Source organism: Rhodococcus zopfii NBRC 100606 = JCM 9919 (assembly GCF_001895025.1).
GTDB lineage: Bacteria > Actinomycetota > Actinomycetes > Mycobacteriales > Mycobacteriaceae > Rhodococcus > Rhodococcus zopfii.
The window spans coordinates 156,323-180,374 of record NZ_BCXI01000007.1 but is presented as its reverse complement, the minus strand read 5'-3'; the positions used below and the strand labels follow the sequence as shown (position 1 = coordinate 180,374).

General features: G+C 70.6%; 9 protein-coding genes. 2 read left to right on the top strand and 7 right to left on the bottom strand.

All coding sequences use genetic code 11. The features are described from left to right. Positions 1–311 precede the first annotated feature (311 nt). Positions 312–2,453 (bottom strand): S9 family peptidase, encoded by a 2,142-nt coding sequence (locus RZ1_RS04750; protein ID WP_072809666.1) that lies wholly within the window; start codon positions 2,451–2,453, stop codon positions 312–314. Further along, entirely contained in the window at positions 2,453–3,343 is an 891-nt protein-coding gene (locus RZ1_RS04745; protein ID WP_072809664.1) for a phosphoribosylaminoimidazolesuccinocarboxamide synthase, read from the bottom strand. Before RZ1_RS04745 ends, RZ1_RS04750 begins: the two co-directional genes overlap by 1 nt. Positions 3,344–3,456: 113 nt before the next feature. Between RZ1_RS04745 and RZ1_RS04740 the strand changes: the two genes are divergently transcribed. After that, positions 3,457–4,878, top strand: a complete 1,422-nt coding sequence (locus RZ1_RS04740) for an MDR family MFS transporter (protein ID WP_072809662.1) — start codon at positions 3,457–3,459, stop codon at positions 4,876–4,878. A gap of 54 nt (positions 4,879–4,932) precedes the next feature. After that, entirely contained in the window at positions 4,933–5,769 is an 837-nt protein-coding gene (locus tag RZ1_RS04735; RefSeq protein ID WP_072809778.1) for a siderophore-interacting protein, read from the top strand. A 79-nt stretch (positions 5,770–5,848) separates the two neighbouring features. Here the strand turns inward: RZ1_RS04735 and RZ1_RS04730 are convergent, their stop codons facing one another. The 5 genes from RZ1_RS04730 to RZ1_RS04700 form a co-directional block, all read right to left on the bottom strand. Further along, entirely contained in the window at positions 5,849–7,417 is a 1,569-nt protein-coding gene (locus tag RZ1_RS04730) for an alpha/beta hydrolase (protein WP_238072091.1), read from the bottom strand. Between the two features lie 176 nt (positions 7,418–7,593). Continuing rightward, the gene (gene entS / locus RZ1_RS04725; protein ID WP_072809774.1) at positions 7,594–8,847 is read right to left on the bottom strand and encodes an enterobactin transporter EntS; all 1,254 of its coding nucleotides are present in this window, start codon (positions 8,845–8,847) and stop codon (positions 7,594–7,596) included. A 10-nt stretch (positions 8,848–8,857) separates the two neighbouring features. Beyond that, the gene (locus RZ1_RS04720; RefSeq protein WP_072809660.1) at positions 8,858–9,079 is read right to left on the bottom strand and encodes a phosphopantetheine-binding protein; all 222 of its coding nucleotides are present in this window, start codon (positions 9,077–9,079) and stop codon (positions 8,858–8,860) included. A gap of 15 nt (positions 9,080–9,094) precedes the next feature. After that, positions 9,095–22,915 (bottom strand): non-ribosomal peptide synthetase, encoded by a 13,821-nt coding sequence (locus RZ1_RS04715; protein ID WP_083583521.1) that lies wholly within the window; start codon positions 22,913–22,915, stop codon positions 9,095–9,097. 107 nt (positions 22,916–23,022) lie between these two features. Continuing rightward, on the bottom strand, positions 23,023–24,039 hold the full coding sequence (locus RZ1_RS04700; protein ID WP_072809658.1) for an ABC transporter substrate-binding protein: 1,017 nt from the start codon (positions 24,037–24,039) through the stop codon (positions 23,023–23,025). Positions 24,040–24,052: the final 13 nt, after the last annotated feature.

The following is a 24,052-nucleotide window of genomic DNA, read 5'->3' as shown; positions in this document are numbered from 1 at the left end:
GAGAGGAGCCAGGTGTAGGCCTCGACGAGGGGGGTGTGGACGGCGACGAAAGCGGCTTCGATCAGGGCACGCATGAAGACTTCTCCTTACTCGTTCTCGCCGCGTCGGCAGGGGCCGACGCGCAAACGCTCTTGTGAGCGTCTGTCGGAGATTCGGAGCCGGTGCGCGCAAGGATGGGTCTCCGGTAGGTGGGATACCTAGACGGTGTGCGGGCCGGACCCGAAGCGCCGGCGCGCGGCCGACCGCAGGGCAGAAATGCCGACGGCCGTCGTCGCGAAGTCGCGACGACGGCCGATGTGCCGAACGAAACGTCAGGGGCGATACGCCCCCGACGTGGCGAGCACCCACGCGAACTCGAACGCCACCTCACGCCACTTCTCGTAGCGACCGGAGACGCCGCCGTGCCCGGCGCTCATCTCCGTCTTGAGGAGCAGCGGTGCGTCGCCGGTCTTGGTGGCACGCAGCTTGGCGACCCACTTGGCCGGTTCGACGTACAGCACCCGGGTGTCGTTGATGCTGGTGATCGCAAGGATCGCGGGATAATCCTTGGCCTCGACATTCTCGTACGGGCTGTACGAGCGCATGTACTCGTACACCTCGGGGTTGTCGAGGGGGTTGCCCCACTCGTCCCACTCGATCACCGTCAGCGGCAGCGACGGATCGAGGATCGAGGTGAGCGGATCGACGAACGGCACGTTCGCCAGGATGCCGGTGAACAACTCCGGTGCGAGGTTCGCGACCGCACCCATGAGCAGACCGCCGGCGCTGCCGCCGTCCGCGACGAGACGATCCGCGGCGGTCACCCCCGTGTCGATCAGGTGCTGCGCGCACGCGACGAAGTCGGTGAAGGTGTTCTTCTTCGCGAGGGTCTTGCCGTTCTCGTACCAGTGGCGGCCCATCTCGCCGCCGCCGCGCACGTGCGCGACGGCGAACACCATGCCGCGGTCGAGCAGCGACAGCCGCGCCACCGAGAAACCGGGGTCGATGCTCGCCTCGTACGAGCCGTAGCCGTAGAGCAGCGTCGGCGCGGGACCGTCCGGAAGATCCTTGCGCCGCACGATCGACAGCGGGATTCTGGTGCCGTCCTGCGCGACCGCCCAATCGCGGTGTTGCTCGTAGGCGGTCGGATCGAACTCGCCGAGCACCGGCTGCGCCTTGCGCAGCAGCATCTCGCCGGTCGCGACGACGCGGTCGTAGACGCGGCTCGGGGTGATGAACGACGTGAATCCGAGTCGCAACGTCGGCTGATGCCATTCGGGGTTCGCGCCGGGGCCGACGGAGAACAGTTCCTCGTCGAATTCGAGTTCGGTGAGTTGGCCGTAGCCGTCGGCGGTCAGCGGCCACACCGCGAGCCGGGTCAGCGCCTCACGACGGTAGCCGAGCACGAGATGGCCGGCGAACGCGTCGACGTCCTCGAGTCGCACGTCGTCGCGGTGCGCGATGAGGGTGCGCAGCGCAGACGGGTCGGCGACGGGCGCCTCGGCGAGCACGAAGTTCTCCGCCTTCACCCCCGATTCGGGGTCGACGTCGTTGTGCAGCACCAGGAATCGGTCCTCGCCCGCGACGACCGCGTGCTCGGCGCCGTACTCGACACCCTCGCGCCGGGGCAGCAGCACCCGGAATTCGCCTGTCGGGTTGCCGGATTCGAGAACCCAGCCCTCGGTGGTGATCTTCGACCCGACCCAGATCATCAGGTACTTTTCGCTGCGGGTCGAACCCACCGACACCCAGTACCGCTCGTCGGGTTCGTGGAAGACCTTCACGTCCTCGGTGCGGTCGGTGCCGAGGCGGTGCCGCCACACCGTGTCCGGCCGCCACGATTCGTCGACGGTGAGATAGAAGACGTGACTGTGGTCGATCGCCCACGTCGCGCCCGGTGCGGTGCCGGGAATCTCGTCGGGCAGGAGTTCACCGGTGAGGAGGTTCTTGAACCGCAGCGTGTATCGCTCGTCGCCGACGACGTCGGTGGAGTAGGCGAGCAACGTGCCGTCGTGGCTGATCGAGAACGCGCCGACGGAGAAGAACTCGTGTCCCTCGGCTTCGGCGTTGCCGTCGAGCAGGATCTGCTCGCCGGGCAGTTCGACACCCGGAGCCGGTTCCGGCGGCGTCCAGTCGTCGGGCCCGGAGATCGGGCAGCGGCACTGGATCCCGTACTGCTTGCCCTCGGCGGTGCGGGCGTAGTACCACCAGTCGCCGAGTCGGGTCGGCACCGACATGTCGGTTTCCTGCGTGCGCGACTTGATCTCGTCGAAGATCTTCCCGCGCAACGGCGCCAGATCGGCGGTCTGCTGGTCGGTCCACGCGTTCTCGGCCTCGAGATACGCGACGACCTCGGGACTCTCCTTGTCGCGCAACCATTCGTACTCGTCGACGAAGGTGTGCCCGTGGTGGGTGCGCTCGAACGGAACCGTCTTGGCGACCGGGGGCGCCGACAGGGGTGCCGACTCCGGCATCACTGTCCCCCGATCCAGTCGTCGAACGACAGCCCGGAGATCCGCTCGTACGCCTCGATGTAGCGTGCACGGGTCTTGTCGACGACGTGCTGCGGAAGCGCCGGCGGCGGGGTATCGGACTTGCGGTCCCAGCCGGATTCCGGTCCGGTCAGCCAGTTGCGGACGATCTGCTTGTCGAAGCTCGCCTGCACCTTGCCTTCCGTGTACTCCTCGGCCGGCCAATAGCGGGACGAATCCGGGGTGAGCACCTCGTCCGCGAGCACCAGGTTGCCGGCCTTGTCGAGCCCGAACTCGAACTTGGTGTCGGCGAGGAGGATGCCGCGCTCGGATGCGTACATCGAGGCGCGGTCGTAGATGTCGAGGGTGTCCTGGCGCAGCTTCATCGCGAGATTGAGGCCGACCTTCTCGGCCACTGCCTCGAAGCTGATGTTCTCGTCGTGGTCGCCCAGGTCGGCCTTCGTGGCCGGGGTGAAGATCGGTTCCGGCAGGCGGCTCGCCTCGACGAGGCCATCGGGCAGCTTCACCCCGCACACGGAGCCGGTGGCCTGGTAATCGAGCAGACCGGATCCGGTGAGGTAGCCACGGGCAACGCATTCGACGGGCACCATCTGCAGCCGCTTGACGACCAGTGCACGACCGAGGAGGTCTTCGGGGATGCGTTCGTCGTCGGGTTCACCGGCGAGATGGTTGTTCGCGTCGAGCAGGTTGAAGAAGAACACGCTCATCGCGGTGAGGACCCGGCCCTTGTCGGGGATCGGGGTGGCGAGCACGTGGTCGTAGGCCGAGATCCGGTCGCTGGCCACGAGCAGCAGGTGCTCGTCGTCGATGACATACAGGTCGCGGACCTTGCCGCCGGCGAGGTGGGAGTAGGACTCGAGTGAAGGACGCACGGTGCCACCCTAGTGCTCGAAGGCGACATACACGGTAAGCCGGTGGCATATCTCCCATCCACCACAATGTCGGAGATCACTTCGGACGCGATCCGATCGGCGACGGGAGCACGATGGCATCGGGAACGGCACACGGGAACGTCGGGCTCCGGTCGGAACGCGGTCCGATCCTGCTGTCCCTGATGCTCGCGACGGCGCTGGTGGCGCTCGAGAGCACCATCCTTGCGACCGCCGTCCCCACGATCGTTGCGGAGCTCGGCGGATTCACGCAGTTCCCGTGGCTGTTCTCGAGCTATCTGCTGACGCAGGCGGTACTCGTGCCGGTGTACGGCAAGCTGTCCGACGTGTTCGGCCGCAAACCGGTCCTGCTGTTCGGGATCGCGGTGTTCGCCCTCGGGTCGTTGCTGTGCGCGCTGGCGTGGAGCATGCCCGCGCTGATCGCGTTCCGGGCGGTGCAGGGTATCGGCGCCGGTGCTGTGCTGCCGATGGCACAAACCATCGCCGGCGACATCTACACCGTTGCCGAGCGCGCCAAGGCGCAGGGCTATATCGCCAGCGTGTGGGGAATGTCCTCGGTCGTCGGCCCCGCGATCGGCGGGATCTTCTCCGACTTCGTGTCCTGGCGCTGGATCTTCTGGGTGAACCTTCCGCTGTGCGCGCTCGCGGCGTGGGTGCTGATCCGCAGTTTCGACGAGACGCAGGCCGAGGACCGGCCGGAACGCTCGCGGATCGACTGGGCGGGGGCGACGGCACTGGCGCTGGCGGCCGGTCTGCTGATCCTCGGCCTGCTCGAAGGCGGCCAGGCGTGGTCGTGGGTGTCGGTGCCGAGCGTGGCGATCTTCACGTCGGCGCTCGTGTTGTTCGCGGTGTTCGGCCTGGTGGAGCGGCGTGCCGCGGATCCGATCCTGCCGATGTGGGTGTTCACCCGGCGGGTGCTGTTGTCGACGAGCGCGGTCGCCACGTTGGTCGGTGCGGTGGTGATGGGTCTGACGTCGTACGTTCCTGCGTTCGTGCAGGGAGCACTCGGCACGACGGCGCTGGTCGCCGGGTTCACCCTGGCGACACTGACCCTCGGCTGGCCGGTCGCGGCGTCGCAGTCGGGGCGGCTGTATCTGCGGTTGGGATTCCGGGCGACCGCGCTGATCGGCGCGGTACCGGCGATCTCCGGCACGGTCCTGCTGACGCGACTCGACGTGCACTCGCAGATCTGGCACGTCGCGGCCTGCTGTCTGCTCATCGGCCTCGGGATGGGGCTGATCGCCAGCCCGTCGCTGATCGCGGCGCAAGCGAGCGTCGGCTGGTCCGAACGAGGCGTCGCGACCGGCGCGAACGCGTTCGCCCGCGGGCTGGGCAGCGCCGTCGGGGTCGCGGTGTTCGGGGCGTTGGCCAACGCGGCGGCCGGGGGCACGGGCGCCCCGGATGCGGGGCAGGTCGCGGCGTCGATCGACCCGGTGTTCACCGCGGTGCTGGTCGCGACGCTCACGCTCGCCGTCGCGGCGTCGACGATCCCCCGCCGTCCGGCCTCGGCAGGTTGATCCCCCGCCGCCTCACCCCCATTTATTTGGTCAGGCTGCCCTAAGGTGATGGGCATGTCGAACGAAGACGGGCTGTTGCCCGCTGTCATCGAAGTCGCACGGGTCGTGGACATCACCCCGCACATGCGCCGCATCACCTTTGCCGGGCGTGGCGTCGAGGTCTACGCGAAGGACCCCACCCGTGTCCCCAACATCAAACTCGTCTTCCCACGGGAGAACGGCGACCTGGACCTGCCCGGGAACGACGGCACCGGCCGGCTGCTCTGGCCGGATCCGACGGTCAAGCAGATGATCCGCACCTACACGGTGCGGCGCCTCGATCCCGCCGCAGGCGAGATGGACATCGACTTCGTCAAGCACGGCGACGAAGGCCTGGCCAGCGGCTGGGCCGAACACGCACAGCCCGGCGACCGGATCGGCGCCGCCGGGGGCGGCGGGGTCGTGGCGCCGGTCGCGGACTGGTACCTGATCGTCGGCGACGAGACGGCTCTCCCGGCGATCGGCCGGATGCTCGAGCGCCTGCCCGAAGGCGCGCGCGGGGTCGCCGTGATCGAGGTGGCCGACGAACACGAGCAGCAGGACCTGCCGTCTCCCGCGGACATCGAGATCCGCTGGGTCCACCGCAACGGAGCCCCCGCGGGCACCACCACCCACCTGCTCGACGCCGCGACCGCGGTGGCCCTCCCCGAGGGCGACGTCAAACGTTTCGCCTGGGTGTCCGCCGAATCCAAGACCGTGCAGGCAATGCGCAAGTGGCTGCGCGCCGAGGCTCGTTTCGACCGGAAGGCGACCTTGGTCATCGGGTACTGGCGGATCGGCATGTCCGAGACCGGCTACGGCAAGGCCGCCGACCACGACCGTGTCGACGGCGAGCACGACGACGAGCACTGAAAACTCACCGTCGCATCCACGACCGCCGGTCGCCCGCTGCCACGGGCGACCGGCGGTCTGCATCGAATGGGAGCACCGATCAGCAGGTGAGATCGCCCTCCGGCACGGTCAGGTCGACGAGATAGGACACGACCGGCTTGTCGACACACCACTGCCCGCTCAGGACGACTCCGTGCTGGGTGCCACGGTAGGTGACCAGGACACCGTCGAGCTGATCCGCCAGGTCGACACCCGCCTGATAGGGCGTGGCCGGGTCCTCGGTGGTGGACACCACCAGCACCGGAGCCAGGCCCGGCGCGTCGACGGTGTGCGGGCTGCTCGTCGTCGGCACCGGCCAGAACGCGCACGGGTCGAGCGGTGCTTCACCCGTGCCGTGGCCGTCGTCGAGGAACGGCGCGGCCTCGCGTATCTGCGTGTCGAGCTCACCGAGTGCCGTCCGGTCCGTCGTGACCGGATCGTCGACGCACCGCACAGCCGTCAGTGCCTCGGCCGAGTTCGAGTAGGTGCCGTCGGCGGACCGGCCCTGGTACAGGTCCGCGAACATCTGCAGCGTGTCGCCGTTGCCCGCCGTCAGCTCGTCGAGTCCCGCCATCAACGGCTCCCAGCCGGCTGGCGAGTACAGGGCCGCGATCACCCCGGTCATCGCATCCCCGTAGCTCAGGCCGCGCCCGTCCGCGGTGGTGGCCGGGCTGTCGAGGAGAGGTGCGACGAGTTCGCGGAACCGCTGCACCGACGCCGCCGGATCGGCGCCGAGGGGGCAGCCCGTGAGGGTCGTGCAGCGCTCGGCGAAACTGTCGAACGCCTGCTGGAAGCCGGTCATCTGCTCGAGCATCTGCTCGGCGAAATCCTGCTGAGGATCGAGCGCGCCGTCGAGCACCATCGCGCGCACGTTCTGCGGGAACTGTTCCGCGTAGACCGTGCCGAGCCGGGTGCCGTACGAGTAGCCGAGATAGGTGAGCTGCCGGTCTCCGAGCACCGCGCGGATGACGTCCATGTCCCTCGCGACATCCCTGGTGCCGACGTTCGCGAGCAGGTCCGTCCCGGTCCGTTCGGCGCACTGCGCCGCGAACTCCTGCGCCTCCTGCTCCGCCTCGGCAACGGTGTCGGGGCTCTGGTCGCCGGTTTCGGACCGCTGTTCGTCCTTCTCCTCGGCGGTCAGGCACACGATCTGCGGCGTCGACGCTCCGATACCGCGCGGGTCGAACCCGACGACGTCGAAGTGCTCGGCGAGCGGGGTGCCGGTGCCGGCGACGGCCATCCCGAGCCCGGACGCCCCGGGCCCACCCGGATTGACGAGCAGCGATCCGATCTTCTCCCCCGCCGCGGGCATCCGGGACAGCGCGATCTGCGCGGTCTGCCCCGCCGGGTCCTCGTAGTCGACGGGCACGTTCACCTTCGCGCACTCGAGGGCACTCAGGTCCGATCCGTCGGTGCTGTAACCGTCGCACGAACCCCACTCGATCTGCTGACCGTAGAAGATTTCGAGGCCGGCCGGGATCTCCCCCGCGTCCGCTGCCGCTTCCGGATCCGCTGCGAAAGCCTCACCGGCCGAAGCGAAACCGGCAGCCAGGACCGTCGTCAGCGCCAGGGTCACCACCGCGGCGGTCCGCCGCATCGAGCCCGACTCGGAATGTTGTGGATACGCCATGTGATTCGCCTGCCCTCGTGGTTCTCCGGGCGGGGCCGCCCGAAGGCCCGGAGCCGACTTCTCCGGGCACTACGAGCGTCACGGCGACATGCGGTGCGGAACACCGACCCGGGGTGTCGGTTTCGGCCACCCCCCGCGTTACTCGTGCGTGGTTTCGGCAGCGTGCGCTACCGAAATCACGCACGAGCGAGGTGGGTATGGTCCTGCTCGTCCAGGCGTCGCAGGCTCTTCAGCGCGGCGGCGAGGATCGCGGTGACCACGAGTCCCGCAATGCCGTACGCGACGAGGGCTGCGGACATCGGCACCACCGACGCGACCGCGGCCGCCGCGACCGCACCGACCGACGCACCGGCGGTGACCTGCGCCGACCACACCGCGGCGATACGACCCCGATAGTCGTCCGGGGTGTGCATCTGCACCGTCGCGTACCGGACGATGTCGGAGAGCGAGTCACCGAATCCGTGTGCCGCGAGGCCGAGCAGCGCGACGACGAGCATGCCCGTAGCCCCCGCACCGATGAGGCCGGCGGCCGAGATCGCCATGAGCACGAAGACGACTCGGCCCGACCACCGGACCGAACCGGTCCACCCGCTGGTCACCGACCCGAGCACCGCACCGACGGCCGGTGCCGTGTACAGCAGTCCGACCACCGACGGGCCCACCCCGAGCACTTCGTCGGCGAACGCGGGAATCAGGACCGCCCATCCGGACAGCAACATCGCGACGAACCCGGCGACGAGAACCCCGCCGACGATCCGGTTGTGGACCGCGAACCGGAATCCGCTCACGACCGATTCGAGCGGTGATTCTTCGACGGCGCCCGTGGGTGGCAACGACGGCAACCGCGTGATGCAGAACGTCGTCACCGCGGTCGCCGCGGCCGCGAACACGTACGCGGACCCGACCCCACCGGCCGCGATGACCACACCGCCGAGTGCGGGCCCGATCATCGCGCCGAGATCCGCGGTCAGCGCCATGAGTGCCCCGGCCGCGGCGAGTTTGTCGCGCGGAACGAGGCTGGGCGTGACCGCCATCAGCGCGGTCGCGGAGATCCCTCCGGCGATGCCGTCGGCCACCGACACCGCGTAGATCACCCACAGTTGCGGGTCGGGCAGGAACGCGTTCACGGCGAGCACAGCGAATGCGACGCCCGCGGTGCCGCGGGCCAGGGCGATCACCGTGCGGCGGTCGAAACGGTCCGCGAGCACCCCGCCGGCGAACGTCGCGGCGAAGGTGGCGATACCGAGCACCGTCGAGACGGCAGCGACGTGAGCGGTCGACCCGGTGACCTGATACACCTGCACCGGGACCGCGACGACGAGAAAGCCGAGCCCGAGCAGCGACACCACACGCGCGAGGAACAGGTATCGGAACTCGCGACCGGTCCGCAGCGGATCGACGTCGATGATCAGCTTTTCGAAGAGCGTCACGGTGCTCCGCTCACCGCCCGGCGAGCAGGGCACACCACTGCTCCAGGTCGGGTTCGGAGGCCAGCGACACGAAATCGATGTCCGCGCCGGCGCCGCGCCACTGTTCGACGAGCGCCATCAGGCGCACCGAATCGAGGCCCTGGTCGACCAGGCTCACCGACGGGTCCAGTTCGTCGAGTTCGACCTCGAGGATCCGGGCGGTGTCGGCCAGGACGGTAGTGCGATCCAACATGTGTTTCTCCTTCTGCTACAGCCGTGTCGGTGGTTCGAGGGCGTGGGGTGACGCACCCGCGAGATCCGATACGGCGCGTTCCCAGTGCCGTGCCAGCGCGCCGAGGGTCTCGCCGTCGACGACTCCCGCGGCAGCGGCGAACTCGCACTCCAGCACCGGGCCGTCCGGTGTGTCCTCGGTGATCGCATCGACCTGGAGGACATGGTCGAGCGGGGTGGACGGATCGACGGAGCCGCCGATCGATGCCACCTCCGGCGCGGCGGACCAGGGAGCACCGGCGTCGTCGCCGAGGGTCAGGCGTCCGAGATAGTTGAAGACGACCGCGGGACGGCGGTACCCGGCGAACCGCTGCGCACCCTCGGGGTGCAGACGGCGCAGCACCCCGAAGCCGATCCCGTTGTCGGGCAGCGCCGTTGTCGCATCGGTCACGGCACGCAGCACGGCCGCCGCACCGTCCGCCGGCGCCGTGCCGGCGTCGACGGCCGACAGGTCCACCGCGATCGGGTAGAGCGAGGTGAACCAGCCGACGGTCCTCGACAGGTCGGCCCCCGGCACGACCTGCTCCTCGCGTCCGTGCCCTTCGAGGTCGATGCGCACGACGTCACCTCCGCGCACGGCCACCACGGCCGTGGTCAGCGCCGCGAGCAGGATGTTCTCGACCGAACCCGTGGCGAGGATGCGTTCGGTGACGTCGACGGGCAGACGCACCTGTTCCGTGCGGGTGTCGAAGACGGTGTCCCGAGCCGGATCCAGCGGGCGCGCCCCCAGTTGCGGCTCGTCCGCGGTGATTGCCGGCTGCCACGCCGACCACGACGCGGTGATCCGTTCGGACCGGGCGGCGGCACCCAGTCCGGCCGCCCACACCCGGAACGGTGTGCCGGCGGAGGTGAGCGCGACGGTCTCGCCGCGCGCGGCCTGCTCGACGGCGTCGGCGAGGTCCGGCACGAGGATCCGCCACGAGACGCCGTCGACCGCAAGGTGGTGCACCGCCACGAACACGCGACCGGGGCGGTCCGGCCCGAAGTCGAACCAGACCACCTGCATCATCACCCCGTTCTCCGGATCGAGTGCAGTGTAAGCATTCTCGCGTTCCGAGGCGAACAGCTCGAGCCAGTTCTCTCCGTCCCGTGCGCTCGCGTCGACGCGGCGGACGGGAGTGCCGACGGAGGTCTCCGAGAGCGGCACCGTCCACCGTGGGGCCCCATCGGCCTCGACGACCAGCCTGGACCGCAGCATGTGGTGTGTGCCGAGCAGTGCCGCGACGGCGGTGCGCAGCACGTCCAGGGTGAGGCCCACCGGCGCGACGAGCAGACGGGCCTGCGAGAACCGGCGCAGGCCGGTGCCCTGTTCGAGGGTGTCCCACACGATCGGGGTGACGGGCACGTCGCCGGTGGCGTCGCCCTCAGCGACCACGGGAATCGCGGCAGGGTCGGCGGAGTCGACCGCGGCGGCGAGGTCCGCGACGGTGCGCAGCTCGATGACCTGCCGCGTGGTGACCCACAGGCCCGCGGCCCGCGCCTTCGACACCAGCTGGATGGAGACGATGGAATCTCCGCCGAGCGCGAAGAAGTCGTCGTCGACACCGACCCGGTCGAGTCCGAGCACCTCGGCGACGACGACCGCGAGTGCGGCCTCGGTCGGGGTGCTCGGTTCCGCGGAGCCGACGAGCGCCGCGAAATCCGGTGCGGGCAATGCTTTCTTGTCGACCTTGCCGTTGGCGGTGACGGGGAACCCGGCGAGCACCGTCACCGCGGCCGGCACCATGTAGTCGGGTAGGCGCGCCGCGGCGGCCGTGCGCACGGCCGCCGGGTCCACATCGCCGTCGGGTATCACGTAGCCGACGAGGCGGGTGACACCGCGACCGTCGGTGTGCGCGACGACGACGGCATCCCGGACCCCGGCCGCAGCCGTCAGTGCGGCCTCGACCTCGCCGAGTTCGACACGGTAGCCGCGGATCTTGATCTGGTCGTCGCCGCGGCCGAGGAATTCGAGCACGGTGTCGCCGCCGGTGCCCGGCACCCGCCGGACCAGGTCGCCGGTGCGGTACATCCGGGTTCCGTTGCTGGAGAACGGGTTCGCCAGGAACCGACCGCACGTGAGGTCGGGGTGCCCGAGGTAGCCCCGGGCGACGCCGTCCCCGGAGATGTACAACTCCCCCGCCACGCCGAGCGGAACCGGCCGCAACAGGGGGTCGAGCACGTAGGCCCCGGCACCGTGCACCGCGCGACCGAGGCACGGGGTGTCGGCGTCGGTGACCGAACCGACGAGGGAATCGACGGTGCATTCGGTGGGCCCGTACAGGTTGAACGCGCGACCGTCGGCGAGCTCGCGCAGTCGCCGCCACGACGCGGGATTCACGGCCTCACCACCGAAACCGACACTGGCCGGGCGGTGTTCGCCGTCGTACAGGCCGGCGGCGAGCATGCGGTCCAGGAACGACGGGGTGACCTCGAGGAAGTCGAGCCGATGCTCGAGGGTGTATGCGACCATCCGTTCGGGGTCGCGCATCGTGTCGTCGTCGAACACGTGCACGGTGTGCCCGTCGAGCAGCCACAGCGTCGGTTGCCAGGACGCGTCGAACCCGAACGACCACGCATGTCCGACGCCGACGAAATCGGTGCCCGCGGCGGTGACGGTCGGCCGGTACAGGTCGGCCCGGTGGCTGTCGAACAGGTTGAGCAGGTTCGAATGCGTGACGGCCACGCCCTTCGGCAGCCCGGTGGATCCGGAGGTGTAGATCACGTACGCCCCGTTGCCCGGGCGCAGCGGCGCGAGCCGGTCGGCGTCGGTGACCGGCGTGGCGGGGAGGGATGCGATGCGGTCCCCCGTCGCGGCATCGTCGAGCACGACCCGTTCGGTGCCCGCAGCGACCCCGGTGATCGTGCCGACGACCGACGAGACGGTCACGATCACCCGCGGCCGAGCATCGGTGACCATGTGCGCCAGTCGATCTGCCGGGTACGACGGGTCCATCGGCACGTACACACCGCCCGCGCGGATCACCGCGGCGATCGCCACGATCATCTGCTCCGAGCGTGGCAGCGCCAGTCCGACGACCGTCTCCGGTCCGACCCCCGAGGCGATGAGCAGCCGGGCCAGCCGCGTCGACCGCTGTCCCAGTTCCGCGAAGGTGAGCGTGACGTCTCCGGACACGACCGCCGGCCGGTCGGGGGTGCGCTCGATCTGCGTGTCCAGCAGGTCCGCGACGGTGCTGGCGCCGGTGGACGGCGCCGGGGAGGTCAGCGACCGCTCGTCGAGCAGCCCGGCACGTTCGCTGTCGGTGAGCACGTCGAGTTGCGCGACCGGGCCGGGTCGTTGCGCGACGAGCCGGTCGAGGATGCGCACGAGCCGCTCGCCCAGCACCTCGGCGTCGCGGTCGCCGAACACGGCGCGCTGATATTCGAGGCCCAGGTGGAGGGTGTCCTGCAGGCCCGCGACGAGCACGAGCGGGTAGTTGGTCGCGTCGGTGCCGTCGACCGACGCCACGCGCACGTCGCCGTCGCGCTGGGCCTGCTCGAGCGCGTCCCGGTCGACGGGATAGTTCTCGAACACGAGCAGCGTGTCGAACAGTTCGCCGAGGCCCACCGCCCGCTGCACGTCGGGCAGTCCGACGTGCTGGTGGTCCATCACCCGGTTCTGTTCGGCCTGGATGCGCGAGAGCAGCTCCGCGGTGGTTTCGGCGGCGTCCAGACGCACCCGGACCGGGACGGTGTTGATGAACAGGCCGACCATCGTCTCGACACCGGGCACGTCGGGGGCCCGGCCGGAGACGACGGCACCGAAGACGACGTCGGTGCGGCCGGTCAATGCCCCGAGCAGCACACCCCAGGCGGTCTGCACCACGGTGTTGACGGTGACGCCCCAGGCGCGGCCGGCCGCGCGGATCCGCGCGGTCAGCTCGCCGGACACCGGCACCGTGATCTCGCCCGGCAACTCGGCCCGCAGCGACGACCCGGCCGGGGCGATGCGGGTGGGCTCGTCGAAACCGTCGAGGGCGCTGCACCACACCCGCATGCCGGCGTCGGCGTCCCGACCGGCGAGCCATTCGAGGTAGTCGGTGAACGGCGTGACCGGGGGCAGCGCCGCGGCGTCGCCACCGGCCGCGTAGATCTGCAGCAGTTCCTGCATGAGCAGCGGCATCGACCAGCCGTCCGCCACGAGATGGTGCATCGTGACGACCAGCCGGATCCGAGTCGGCGCGAGCTTCACCGCCGCGAATCGCACCAGCGGCGCCACCGCCGTATCGAATCGTCGATCACGTTCGCGTGCAACGATTTCGACTGCATGTCCGGCCGGATCCGGGTTCCCGGCCAGGTCCAGCTCGATCCACTCGGGGTCGGCGTGGCGCAGCACGACACCGACGGGTTCGCCGGAGCCCGCGGTCCGGTATCCCGTGCGCAGCACCGCGTGCCGGTCGACCAGTGCCCGCGCCGAACGGCGCAGCGTCGCGGTGTCGAGTTCGCCGTCGAGGTCGAGCACGGTCTGCATCGTGTAGACGTCGACGCCGTCGTCGTCGAGACCCGACAGGTAGAACATCCCGCGCTGCAACGGGGTGAGCGGTACGACGTCCTCGACCGGTCCGGTCGCGGTGGCCTCGAGGCCGATCAGGTCCTGCAGCGGCAGGTCCCGCTTCGTGAGGTCGGCCGGCACCAGCCCGTTCGCGGTCGGGTCCGCAAGTCCGGCCAGGGCGGTGAGGACCCGCACCCAGCGGTGCGCGATCGTCTCGAGCGTGGCGGCGTCGACGATGCCGGCGGCCGCGTCGAAGGTGCCTTCGAGTTCGGGTCCGCGCTCGGTGTCCTCCGTGACCGCGTTGACGTCGAGGACGTGGTCGAGCGGGGACGACGGATCGACCGTGCCGCCGAGCGCGCCTGCTTCCGGTGCCGCCGACCACGCGCCGGCGGCGGTGTCGCCCAGGGTCATGCGTCCGAGGTAGTTGAACATCACCTCGGGTGCGGTGTAGCCGTCGAATCGCTCGGTGGCCGCGGGGTTCATCCAGCGCAGCACCCCGAACCCGAGGCCGTTGTCGCGGACCGCCCGCGCCGTCTGCTTGACGGCGCGCAGGGCGTGCCCGGCAGCCGCGCCGCCGTCGAGGGCCGTGTCGATGTCGATACCCGTCAGATCCACGGCCAGCGGGTACAGCGAGGTGAACCATCCCACGGTGCGCGTCAGGTCGGCGCCGGGAACGAGATGCTCCTCGCGCCCGTGCCCTTCCAGGTCGACGCGCACGGTCTCGCCGCCGCGCACCGAGGCCACGGCGAGGACCAGTGCCGTGAGCAGGACGTCGGTGACACCGGCGCCGAAGACTGCGGGCAGCCGGGTCAGCACGATCTCCGTGACCGGCGACGGGACGCGCACCTGCACCGATCGTGACGTGGACACGGTGTCGAGAGCGGGGTCCAGCGGCCGTGCACCGAGATTCGGCTCGCGCGCTGCGCGTGCCGCTTCCCAGGCCGGCCAGGACGCGGTGATCGATTCCGCCGCAGCCACTTCCGACAGGCCGGTCGCCCAGCCGCGGAAGGATGTCTCCTCGGCCGGCACCTCCGGATCGGATCCGGCCCGCACCCGTGCGACCGCGTCGGCGAGTTCCGGAACGAGGATGCGCCACGAGACCCCGTCGACGGCCAGGTGATTGATCATGAGCAGCACCCGGCCGGGGGCATCGGGACCCGCGTCGAAGAACACCGTCTGCATCATGGTGCCGGCCGCCGGATCGATCCGGTCCACCGCAGCGGCCCGTTCGACGGCGAACAGCCGGTGCCAGTCCTGGCCGCCCACCCCGATCGCGTCGACCCGGCGCACCGGGACGGAAACGGGGCTCTCCGGTACGTGCCAGCGGATCTCGTCGCCGTCGACCTCGAACCGCGATGCGAGGACCGGATGGGCCCGCACGATCGCGGCGACCGCCCGATCCAGAACGTCGACGGTCAGGCCGGCCGGCGCGACCAGCAGCCGCGCCTGGGTGAAGCTGTCCAAATCGCCGCCGTCGGCGAGGGTCTGCGCGACGATCGGCGTGACGGGAACGTCCCCGTGCGCGGGCACGACGACCGTGTCCGGGTCGGCGACCGGTTCCGGCGCCGCGTCGACGAGCGCGGCGAGCCGTTCGGCGGTGCGATGTTCGAACACCTGCCGCGCGGTGACCCGGATGCCGGACGCACGCAGCCGCGTCACGAGCTGGATCGAGACGATCGAGTCGCCGCCGAGCGCGAAGAAGTCGTCCTCGATGCCGACCCGGTCGAGTCCGAGCGCCTCGGCGAACGCCGCGGTCATCGTCGTCTCGGTCTCGGTGCGCGGTTCGCCCGCGCCGACGAGCGCCGCGAAGTCGGGCTCCGGCAGCGCCTTCCGGTCGATCTTGCCGTTCGGCGTCGACGGCAGCACCGGCAGGGACAGCAACGCGGCGGGCACCATGTAGTCGGGCAGGCGATCGGCCAGGGTCGCGCGCACCACGACGCCGTCGATGTCGTCGCCCGCGACGTACCCGACGAGGCGGGTCACCGCACGGGCATCGGTGTGGGCGACGAGCACGGCATCGCGACCTCCCGTCGCGGCGGCGAGCGCCGCCTCGACCTCGCCGAGCTCGACCCGGTAGCCGCGGATCTTGACCTGATCGTCGTCGCGGCCGACGTACTCGAGCGCACCCGCGTCGGTCCAGCGCACCACGTCGCCGGTGCGGTACATCCGGGTACCGTTGCCCGTGAACGGGTTCGGAACGAAACGACCGGAAGTCAGGCCGGGACGCCGCAGGTACCCCCGGGTCACGCCCTCACCGGCGACGTACAGTTCCCCGGCGACACCGGGCGCGACGGGCCGCAGCCAACCGTCGAGCACGTACAGCGACGATCCCGGGGTCGGACCGCCGATCCGCACCGAGTCCCCCGCGATGCGCGCGAACGCGGCGTCCACGGTGTTCTCGGTCGGGCCGTAGAAGTTGTACGCCTCCGCACCGGACGCGGCGAGCCGCCGCCACAACGCCGGAGCGACGGCCTCGCCACCGACGGTGATCTTCGACGGTGCCGACTCGCCGTCGAGCAGGCCCGCGTCGAGCAGCCGGGTCATGAGCACCGGCACGGTGTCGACATGGTCGATGCCGTGCCGGCGCACGTAGTCGACGACGGCCGCCGGATCGGTGCGCTGCTCGTCGTCGAGAATGTGGACGGCGTGGCCTTCGAACATCCACGTCAGTGCCGCGATCGACGAGTCGAACGCGAAGGGGTAGGTCAGCAGCACCCGCCACGGCCGGTCCGACTCCCCCCGCATCACGGTGTCACGTTGCGCCGCATGCAAGTCCAGCAAGTTCGCGTGCGTGACCGCGACGCCCTTGGGCAGTCCGGTCGAACCGGAGGTGTAGATGACGTAGGCGGTGTTGCCGGACCGTAGCGGAGCGATCCGATCGCTGTCGGTGACCGGAGTGGACGGCAGCGCGGCGAGCGCATCACGCACCGCGGGATCGTCGAGCGCGAGGCTCACGCACGGCGCCGCCACCCCGGTGGCCGAGACGATCACCGCGGGCCGGGAATCGGACACCATGTGCGCGAGCCGGTCCGCCGGATAGGTCGGGTCCATCGGCACGTAGGCGCCACCCGCGCGGAGCACCGCCACGATCGCCACGATCATCTGTTCCGACCGTGGCAGCGCGAGCCCCACGACGCATTCCGGTCCGACACCGGACGCGACGAGCAGCCGGGCCAGCCGCGCCGACCGCTCCCCCAGTTCGGCGAACGTCAGCGTCGTGTCGCCGGAGACGACCGCGACGGCGTCGGGTGTGCGGTCGATCTGCGCGGCGAGCAGGTCCGCGACGGTCTCCGCTCCGGTCCGCGGCGCCGGGGCCGCTTCGGCCCACTCGCCGAGCAGACGAGTGCGGTCCTCGGCGGACAGCACCGGCACGGACGCGACCGTGCCGGTACCGGTCGCGAGGGCGTCGAGGATCCGGACGAGACGATCACCCAGTGCCTCGACCTGCCGGTGGTCGAACACGGCGCGCTGGTGGTCGAGGGCCAGCACGAGGCGGTCGGTCAGGGCCGCGGTCAGCGCGAGCGGGTAGTTGGTCGCGTCCGTTCCCGCGATGGCGGCGACCCGGATCCCGCCGTCGTTCTGGGCGCGTTCCAGCGCATCCCGGTCGACGGGGTAGTTCTCGAACACCATGAGGGTGTCGAACAGTTCGCCGATGCCGACGGCGCGCTGGATGTCGGAGAGACCGACGTACTGGCGGTCCATGAGCCGGTTCTGTTCGGTCTGCACGCGCTGCAGCAGGGCCGGTACGGCCTCGCGGGGGTCGGTCCGCACACGCACGGGCACGGTGTTGATGAACGGTCCGATCATCGATTCGGCGCCCGCGACCTCGGGGACTCGACCGGAGACGACGGCACCGAACACGACATCGTCGCGGCCGAGGATCGAGCCGAGCAGCAGACCCCACGCGGTCTGGACGATCGTGTTGGTGGTGACGCCCAGTTCGCGGCCGCGGACGCGGATGCGGTCGGTCAGACCGGCGGGGACCGGCACCGGGACCTCGGCGGGCAGTTCGGCCTGCAGGGAGGTGCCGGCGGGCGCGACGAGTGTCGGTTCGGTGACGCCGCCGAGCGCGTCGATCCATGCCCGCAGTCCGTCCTCGGTGTCCCGGCGGTCCAGCCACCTGAGGTAGTCCGTGAACGGCACGACCGGCGGGAGAGTCGACGTGTCGCCACCGGCGGCGTAGATCTGCAGCAGTTCCTGCACCAGCAGCGGTGTCGACCAGCCGTCGAGCAGCAGGTGGTGCGCGGTGAACACCAGTCGGGTGCGGGTCGGCGAGACGATCGCCGCGGTGAACCGCACGAGCGGCGCCGCACCGGTGTCGAACCGCCGGACCCGGTCCTCGTCGGCGAGTTCCCGGGCGCGGGCGGCCGGATCCGTGGTGGTGGACAGGTCGACCACCTCGAACGGGCACGGCACGGCACGCGCCACGACACCGATCGGTGTTCCCGACGACGATACCCGGAAGCCGGTGCGCAGCACGGCATGCCGTGCGACGAGCCGTTCGATGCTGCGGCGCAGCACCTCGAGGTCGAGGTTCCCGTCGAGATCGAGCACCGACTGCATCGTGTAGACGTCGACGCCGTCGGTGTCGAGTCCGGACAGGAAGAACATGCCGCGCTGCAGCGGTGTCAGCGGTACCACGTCCACGATGCCGCCGGACACCTCGGTGTCGAGGACGAGCAGCTCGTCGACACCGATTCCGGTTGCGGTCACCTCCGACGGGATCGGAGCGACCGTCTCCGGCCCGGCCGCAGCGATCGTCTCGAGGATCTCGATCCATCGGCCGGCGACGAGCCGGACCGTCGATTCGTCGAGCAGTCCTGTCGCGAAACGGAATTCGGCGCTCAGGACCGCTCCGTCCGGGCCGTCGTCGGTGACCGCGTCGACGTACAGCACGTGGTCGAGTGGCGCGGATTCGTCCACCGATCCGCCGAGCGATCCGACTTCGGGTGCACCGGACCAGGATTCGGACGGCGACTCACCCAGGGTCAGGCGTCCCAGATAGTTGAACATCACCTCGGGCGCGCGGTATCCGGCGAACCGGTCCGCGGTGTCCGGCGCGAGGTGACGCAGGATACCGAATCCGATTCCGTTGTCGGCCACCGTGCGCAGTGATTCCCTGACGTGCGCCAGCGCCCGGAGGAGCGGGGCACCGGCCCTCACGCCGCGGCCGTCGCCGCCCAGGTCGAGCACCACCGGGTAGAGCGAGGTGAACCAGCCCACCGTCCGCGACAGGTCCACGCCCGGGACGATCTGTTCCTCCCGCCCGTGGCCCTCGAGGTGCACCCGCAGGGACGAGCCGCCGCGCACGGACGTCACCGCGACCGCGAGGGCGGTGAGCAGCACGTCCGGGACTCCGGCGCGCAGCGCGGCGGGAACGGTGGTCAGGATGCGGTCGGTCACGTCGGCGGGCACCCGCACCTCGACCGGCGCCGACGTCGCGACGGTGTCCCGGGCCGGGTCGAGCGGTCGGCTGCCGAGCACGGCTTCGTCGCCGCCCGCACCGGCGTCGATCGCGCGCTGCCAGGCGGGCCACGACGCCTCGACCCGTTCCGAACCGGCCGCCGCGGCCAGTCCCGTCGCCCAGTCGCGGAACGAGGTGACCGCGGGCTCCACCGCGGCGGGCTCGCCGCGGCGGGCCCGCCCGACGGCCGCGGCGAGGTCGGGGCCGATGATGCGCCAGGACACCCCGTCGACGACGAGATGGTGCACGACCACGAAGACCCGTCCGGCGACGGCCGGGCCGCGGTCGAAGAACACGACCTGCACCATCACTCCGGCGGCGGGGTCGAGCGCGTCGAGGGCGCGGTCGCGGGCCTGTTCGAACACCGCGCGCCACCGGTCGTCGTCGAGACCGGCCGCGTCGATGCGCCGTACCAGTGCCGCCGGGTCCGGTGCCGTTTCGGGGACCGTCCAGGAGGCGGTGCCGTCGGTGACCGTGAAGCGCGACCGCAGCATGTGGTGGGCGGCGAGCAGCTCACCGACTCCGGCGACGAGGTGCGCCTCGTCCAGTCCGACCGGGGCGATGAGCAGCCGCGACTGGGAGAATCTCCGCAGTGCGGATCCGGAGTGGGCAAGGGTCTCACGCACGATCGGCGTGAGCGGCACGTCCCCGATGGCCGCGGCGGTCTCGCGGGTCGGCGCGGGGTCCGGCGCATCGCACGCGGCGGCGATGGCCGCGGGCGTCCGCAACTCGAACACCTGCCGCGCACCAACCTGCAGTCCCTCGGCACGCAACCGCGCGACGAGCTGGATGGAGACGATGGAATCACCACCGAGGGTGAAGAAGTCGTCGTCGACGCCGACACGGTCGAGCCCGAGTACGTCGGCGATCGCCGTGCACAGCGCCTGCTCGGTCCCGGTGCGTGCCGCATCGGAGCCGGCCAGGTCACCGAAGTCTGGTTCCGGCAGCGCCTTCCGGTCCACCTTGCCGTTCGCCGTCAACGGAAGCACGTCGAGGGCGACGACGAGCGCGGGCACCATGTAGTCGGGCAGCAACCGCGCGAGCCCGGCGCGGGCGGAGGCGTTGTCGATTCCGGTTCCGGTGACATAGCCGACGAGCCGGGTGATCCCGCCGCCGTCGGTGTGGGCGACGACGATGGACGCACGCACCCCCGGCAGTGCGTCGAGCGCTGCTTCGATCTCGCCGAGTTCGACGCGGAAGCCACGGATCTTGATCTGGTGGTCGTCGCGGCCGACGTACTCGAGATCGCCGTCCGACCGGAACCGGACGATGTCGCCGGTGCGGTACATGCGTCCACCGGCCGGGCCGAAGGGGTCGGCGACGAACCGTTCTGCGGTGAGCGCGGCTCGGCCGAGATAGCCTCGCGTGACTCCGTTTCCGGCGATGTGGAGTTCGCCCGCGACGCCGGGCGGAGTGGGCCGCAGCCAGCTGTCGAGGACGTACAGCCGGGTGCCGGGGGTGGGCCTGCCGATCGTGACGGTTTCGCCCGAGATGCGCGCGTACGTGGCGTCGACGGTGCATTCGGTGGGCCCGTAGCAGTTGAACGCCTCGATGCCGGAACGGGCGAGCCGCTGCCACAGCGCGGTGGCGACCGCTTCGCCGCCGACCGTGACCTTGGCGGGCCGGTGGGCGTGCTCGTCGAGCAGTCCCGCATCGAGCAGGCGGTTCATCAGCACGGGCACGGCGTCGACGTAGTCGATGCGGTGCCCGCGCACGTAGTCGACGATGAACTGCACATCGGTGCGGTACTCGTCGCCGAGCACGTGCAGGGTGTGCCCCTCGAACAGCCAGGTCAGCGCGGCGACGGCGGAGTCGAATGCGAACGGATAGGTCAACAGCACCTGCCACTGCCCGTCACGCGGGTCGCGGATTCCGCCGGTCATCATCGATTCGCGTTGCGCGGCATGTAGATCGGCGAGGTTCGCGTGCGAGACGACGACCCCCTTGGGGGTTCCGGTCGAACCGGAGGTGTAGATGACGTAGGCGGCGTGACCGGGCCGCAGCGGGGCGAGCCGGTCCGCGTCGGTGAGCGGGCCGGCCGCGAGCGCGTCGCGGGCAGACTGCACCGCAGGGTCGTCGAGCACCAGCACATCGACGCCGTCGAGGACCTCGCCCAGCGCGGCGGCCACGGCGGCGGTGGTCATCACGACCCGAGGCGCGGCGTCGGCGATCATGTGCCGCAGACGATCCGCGGGATAGGACGGGTCGAGCGGAAGGTAGGCTCCGCCGGCACAGAGCACCGCGCTGATCGCCTCGATCATCGACGCGGTACGCGGCAGGGCGAGCCCGACCCGGTCGTCGGGCCCGACACCGTGCGCGACGAGCAGCCGGGCCAGCTGCGCGGACGCGGAGCCCAGGCGCGCGAAGCTCACGCGTTCGTCGGTACACACCACCGCGATTTCGTCGGCGCGCGCGTGGAACCGGCCGGCGAGCACGTCGGCGACGGTGCCGGCCGTCGCCCGGGCAGGGGCCGCCCCGGACCACGGCCCGAGGACACGGTCGCGCTCGGCTGCGGGCAGCGCCGCGAGCGCGGCGACCCGCGTCTGCGGGGCCGCCGCCAGCGCCGCGAGGATCGTGACGAGACGCGTTCCGAGCGCCTCCGCGTCCGCGGCGGTGAACAGCGCGGGACGATAGTCGAGCTTGACGACGAGGGTGTCCGAGACGCCGGCGGTGAGCACGAGCGGATAGTTCGTCGCGTCGCGGCCGCCGACCTCGGCGATGCGGATGCCGCCGTCGCGCTGCGCGCGGTCGAGGGCATCACGGTCGACCGGGTAGCTCTCGAACACGGTGAGGGTGTCGAAAAGTTCGCCGATTCCGCTGTCGCGCTGCATATCCGAAAGACCCAGATACTGGTGGTCGACCGTGCGCGACTGCTCGAATTGGACGGTGCGCAGCAGTTCGGCGACGGTGGCGTTCGGGTCGAGGGCGACCCGGACCGGCACCGTGTTGACGAACAGGCCGACCATCGATTCGACGCCGGCGAGTTCCGGCGGGCGCCCGGAAACGACTGCCCCGAACACGAGGTCGTCGCGGCCGGTCAGACCCGACAGCAGCAGCGCCCAGGCCGTCTGCAGCACCGTGTTGAGGGTGACCCCGGCGTGCCGGGTCAGGGTGGTGAGCCGGCCGAGAAGGCCGGTGGGCACAGCGACGTCGAGGACGTCGCACGGCTGCCCGGCGCGGGTGGATCCCGGGGGTGCGACCAGGCACGGTTCGGTCACGCCGGCCAGGCTCTCGCGCCAGAGGGTCCGTGCGGCATCGCGGTCCTGCCGGTCCAGCCAGGCCAGGTAGTCCCGGTACGGGCGCACCGCCCTCAACGTCGTAGCCGTTCCACCGGCCGCGTAGATCTCCAGCAGCTCGCGGACCAGAATCGGTGTGGACCAGCCGTCGACGACGATGTGGTGGGCGGTGAGCACGAGGCGTACGTCGTCACCGCCGACACGGACGAACAGCCAGCGCACCAGCGGCGGCTGTGTGAGATCGAACCAGTCCCGCAGATCGGTGTCCAGCAGTTCCTGCAGCGCTCGCTCGGCGTCCAGACCAGGGCGCACACTCAGATCGATACTGCGCCAAAGCACTTCGAGTCCCTTGATGACGAGCCCGGCTGTCCGGCCGTCCTTGCGCGGCCGGAAGCAGGTGCGCAGAGCCGTGTGCCGGTCCAGCAGCGCCTGCGCCGACGCCCGCATCCGGTTCTCGTCCACACGGCCGGTCAGCCGCAGCACCGACTGCACGGTATAGGCATCGGGCTCAGCGGGGCCGGCCTCGCGGGTGGCCTGGTCCGGGGACGCGACCGTGCTCAGGTAGAGCAGGCCCTGCTGCAGCGGCGAGAGCGGAACGATGTCTTCGAGCGCGGTGGGGCGGGTCATGGCTGCTTTCGTGGACGGAGGAACGTTTCGAACGCAACGGGCACGGCCCTCGAGTCGAGTAGCTCGGGGGCCGTGCCCGTCGTGGAGTTACCGCCGGTCGGTTCGAATCACTGCGGCGGCCGGTTCGCCGGAAGTTTCTCGAGGCCGGCGTCGATCGAGTCGAGCGCGAGCAGCGCCGTCTCGTAGGTCGCGGCGTTGCCGTGCTGGATGCCGACGATGTTGCCTGCCTTGACCGCCGGCAGGTTCTGCCACAGCGGCGAGTCGAGCACGGACTGCAGTTCGGGGGTGATCGAACCGTCGGGTTCGAGGCCGTAGACGATCACGTCGGCGTCCGCGAGGTTCTGGGGCAGCTGTTCGAGCGACAGGTATTCGCCGTGGACGTCTTCGGGATCGGCGGGCTCACCGGGGAAGGTGAAGCCGAGGTCGTCGAACAGGTTGGTGGTGTACGACGACGCGTACTCGCGGAAGAACTCGCCGGGCTCGGTGCCGCACACGCTGCACAGGCCCGCGAACTTCAGGCCACCGAGGGTACCGGCGTACTTCTGGGCGATCTCGGCGGCACGCGCCTCGTAGTCGCCCTTGAATTCGCCGTAGCTGTCGGTGACGCCGGCGGCGTCGGCGTACTGCTCGCCGAGTTCACGCCACTGGCCGGGATTGCTGGGGCCGAGGAACACGACCGGCGCGAGCGCCTCGAGCGTGGCCATGTCGATTTCTTCCTGAACCCGCGCCGGGACACCCATGATGATCAGGTCCGGCTGGGCTGCCGTGATGGCCTCGTAGTCGAGTTCGGAGACCGCGCCGTCCGGCGCGACCTTCGGCAGCGCCTCGTAGGCGGCGAGGGTTTCGGCGTCCATGTTCTCGAGCTCGCGGTTCCACTCGCACACCGCGGCGAGGTCGGCGCCGGCCTGGATCAGCGGGAAGGCCGCGTAGCCGCACGCGACGATGCGCTGCGGATCGACCGGGATCTCGACGGTGCCGTTCTGCGCCTCGAAGCTGCGCAGGGCGACCTCGGTGCCGGTGCTGTCGCCGCTGCCGCTGCCGCATGCCGCCAGTCCGGCGGTCAGCACGGCGGCCGCACCGAGGACCAGAGCACCCCGCGCCGCGCGGCGTTCAAGGAACCGCATCACGTTTCTCCCA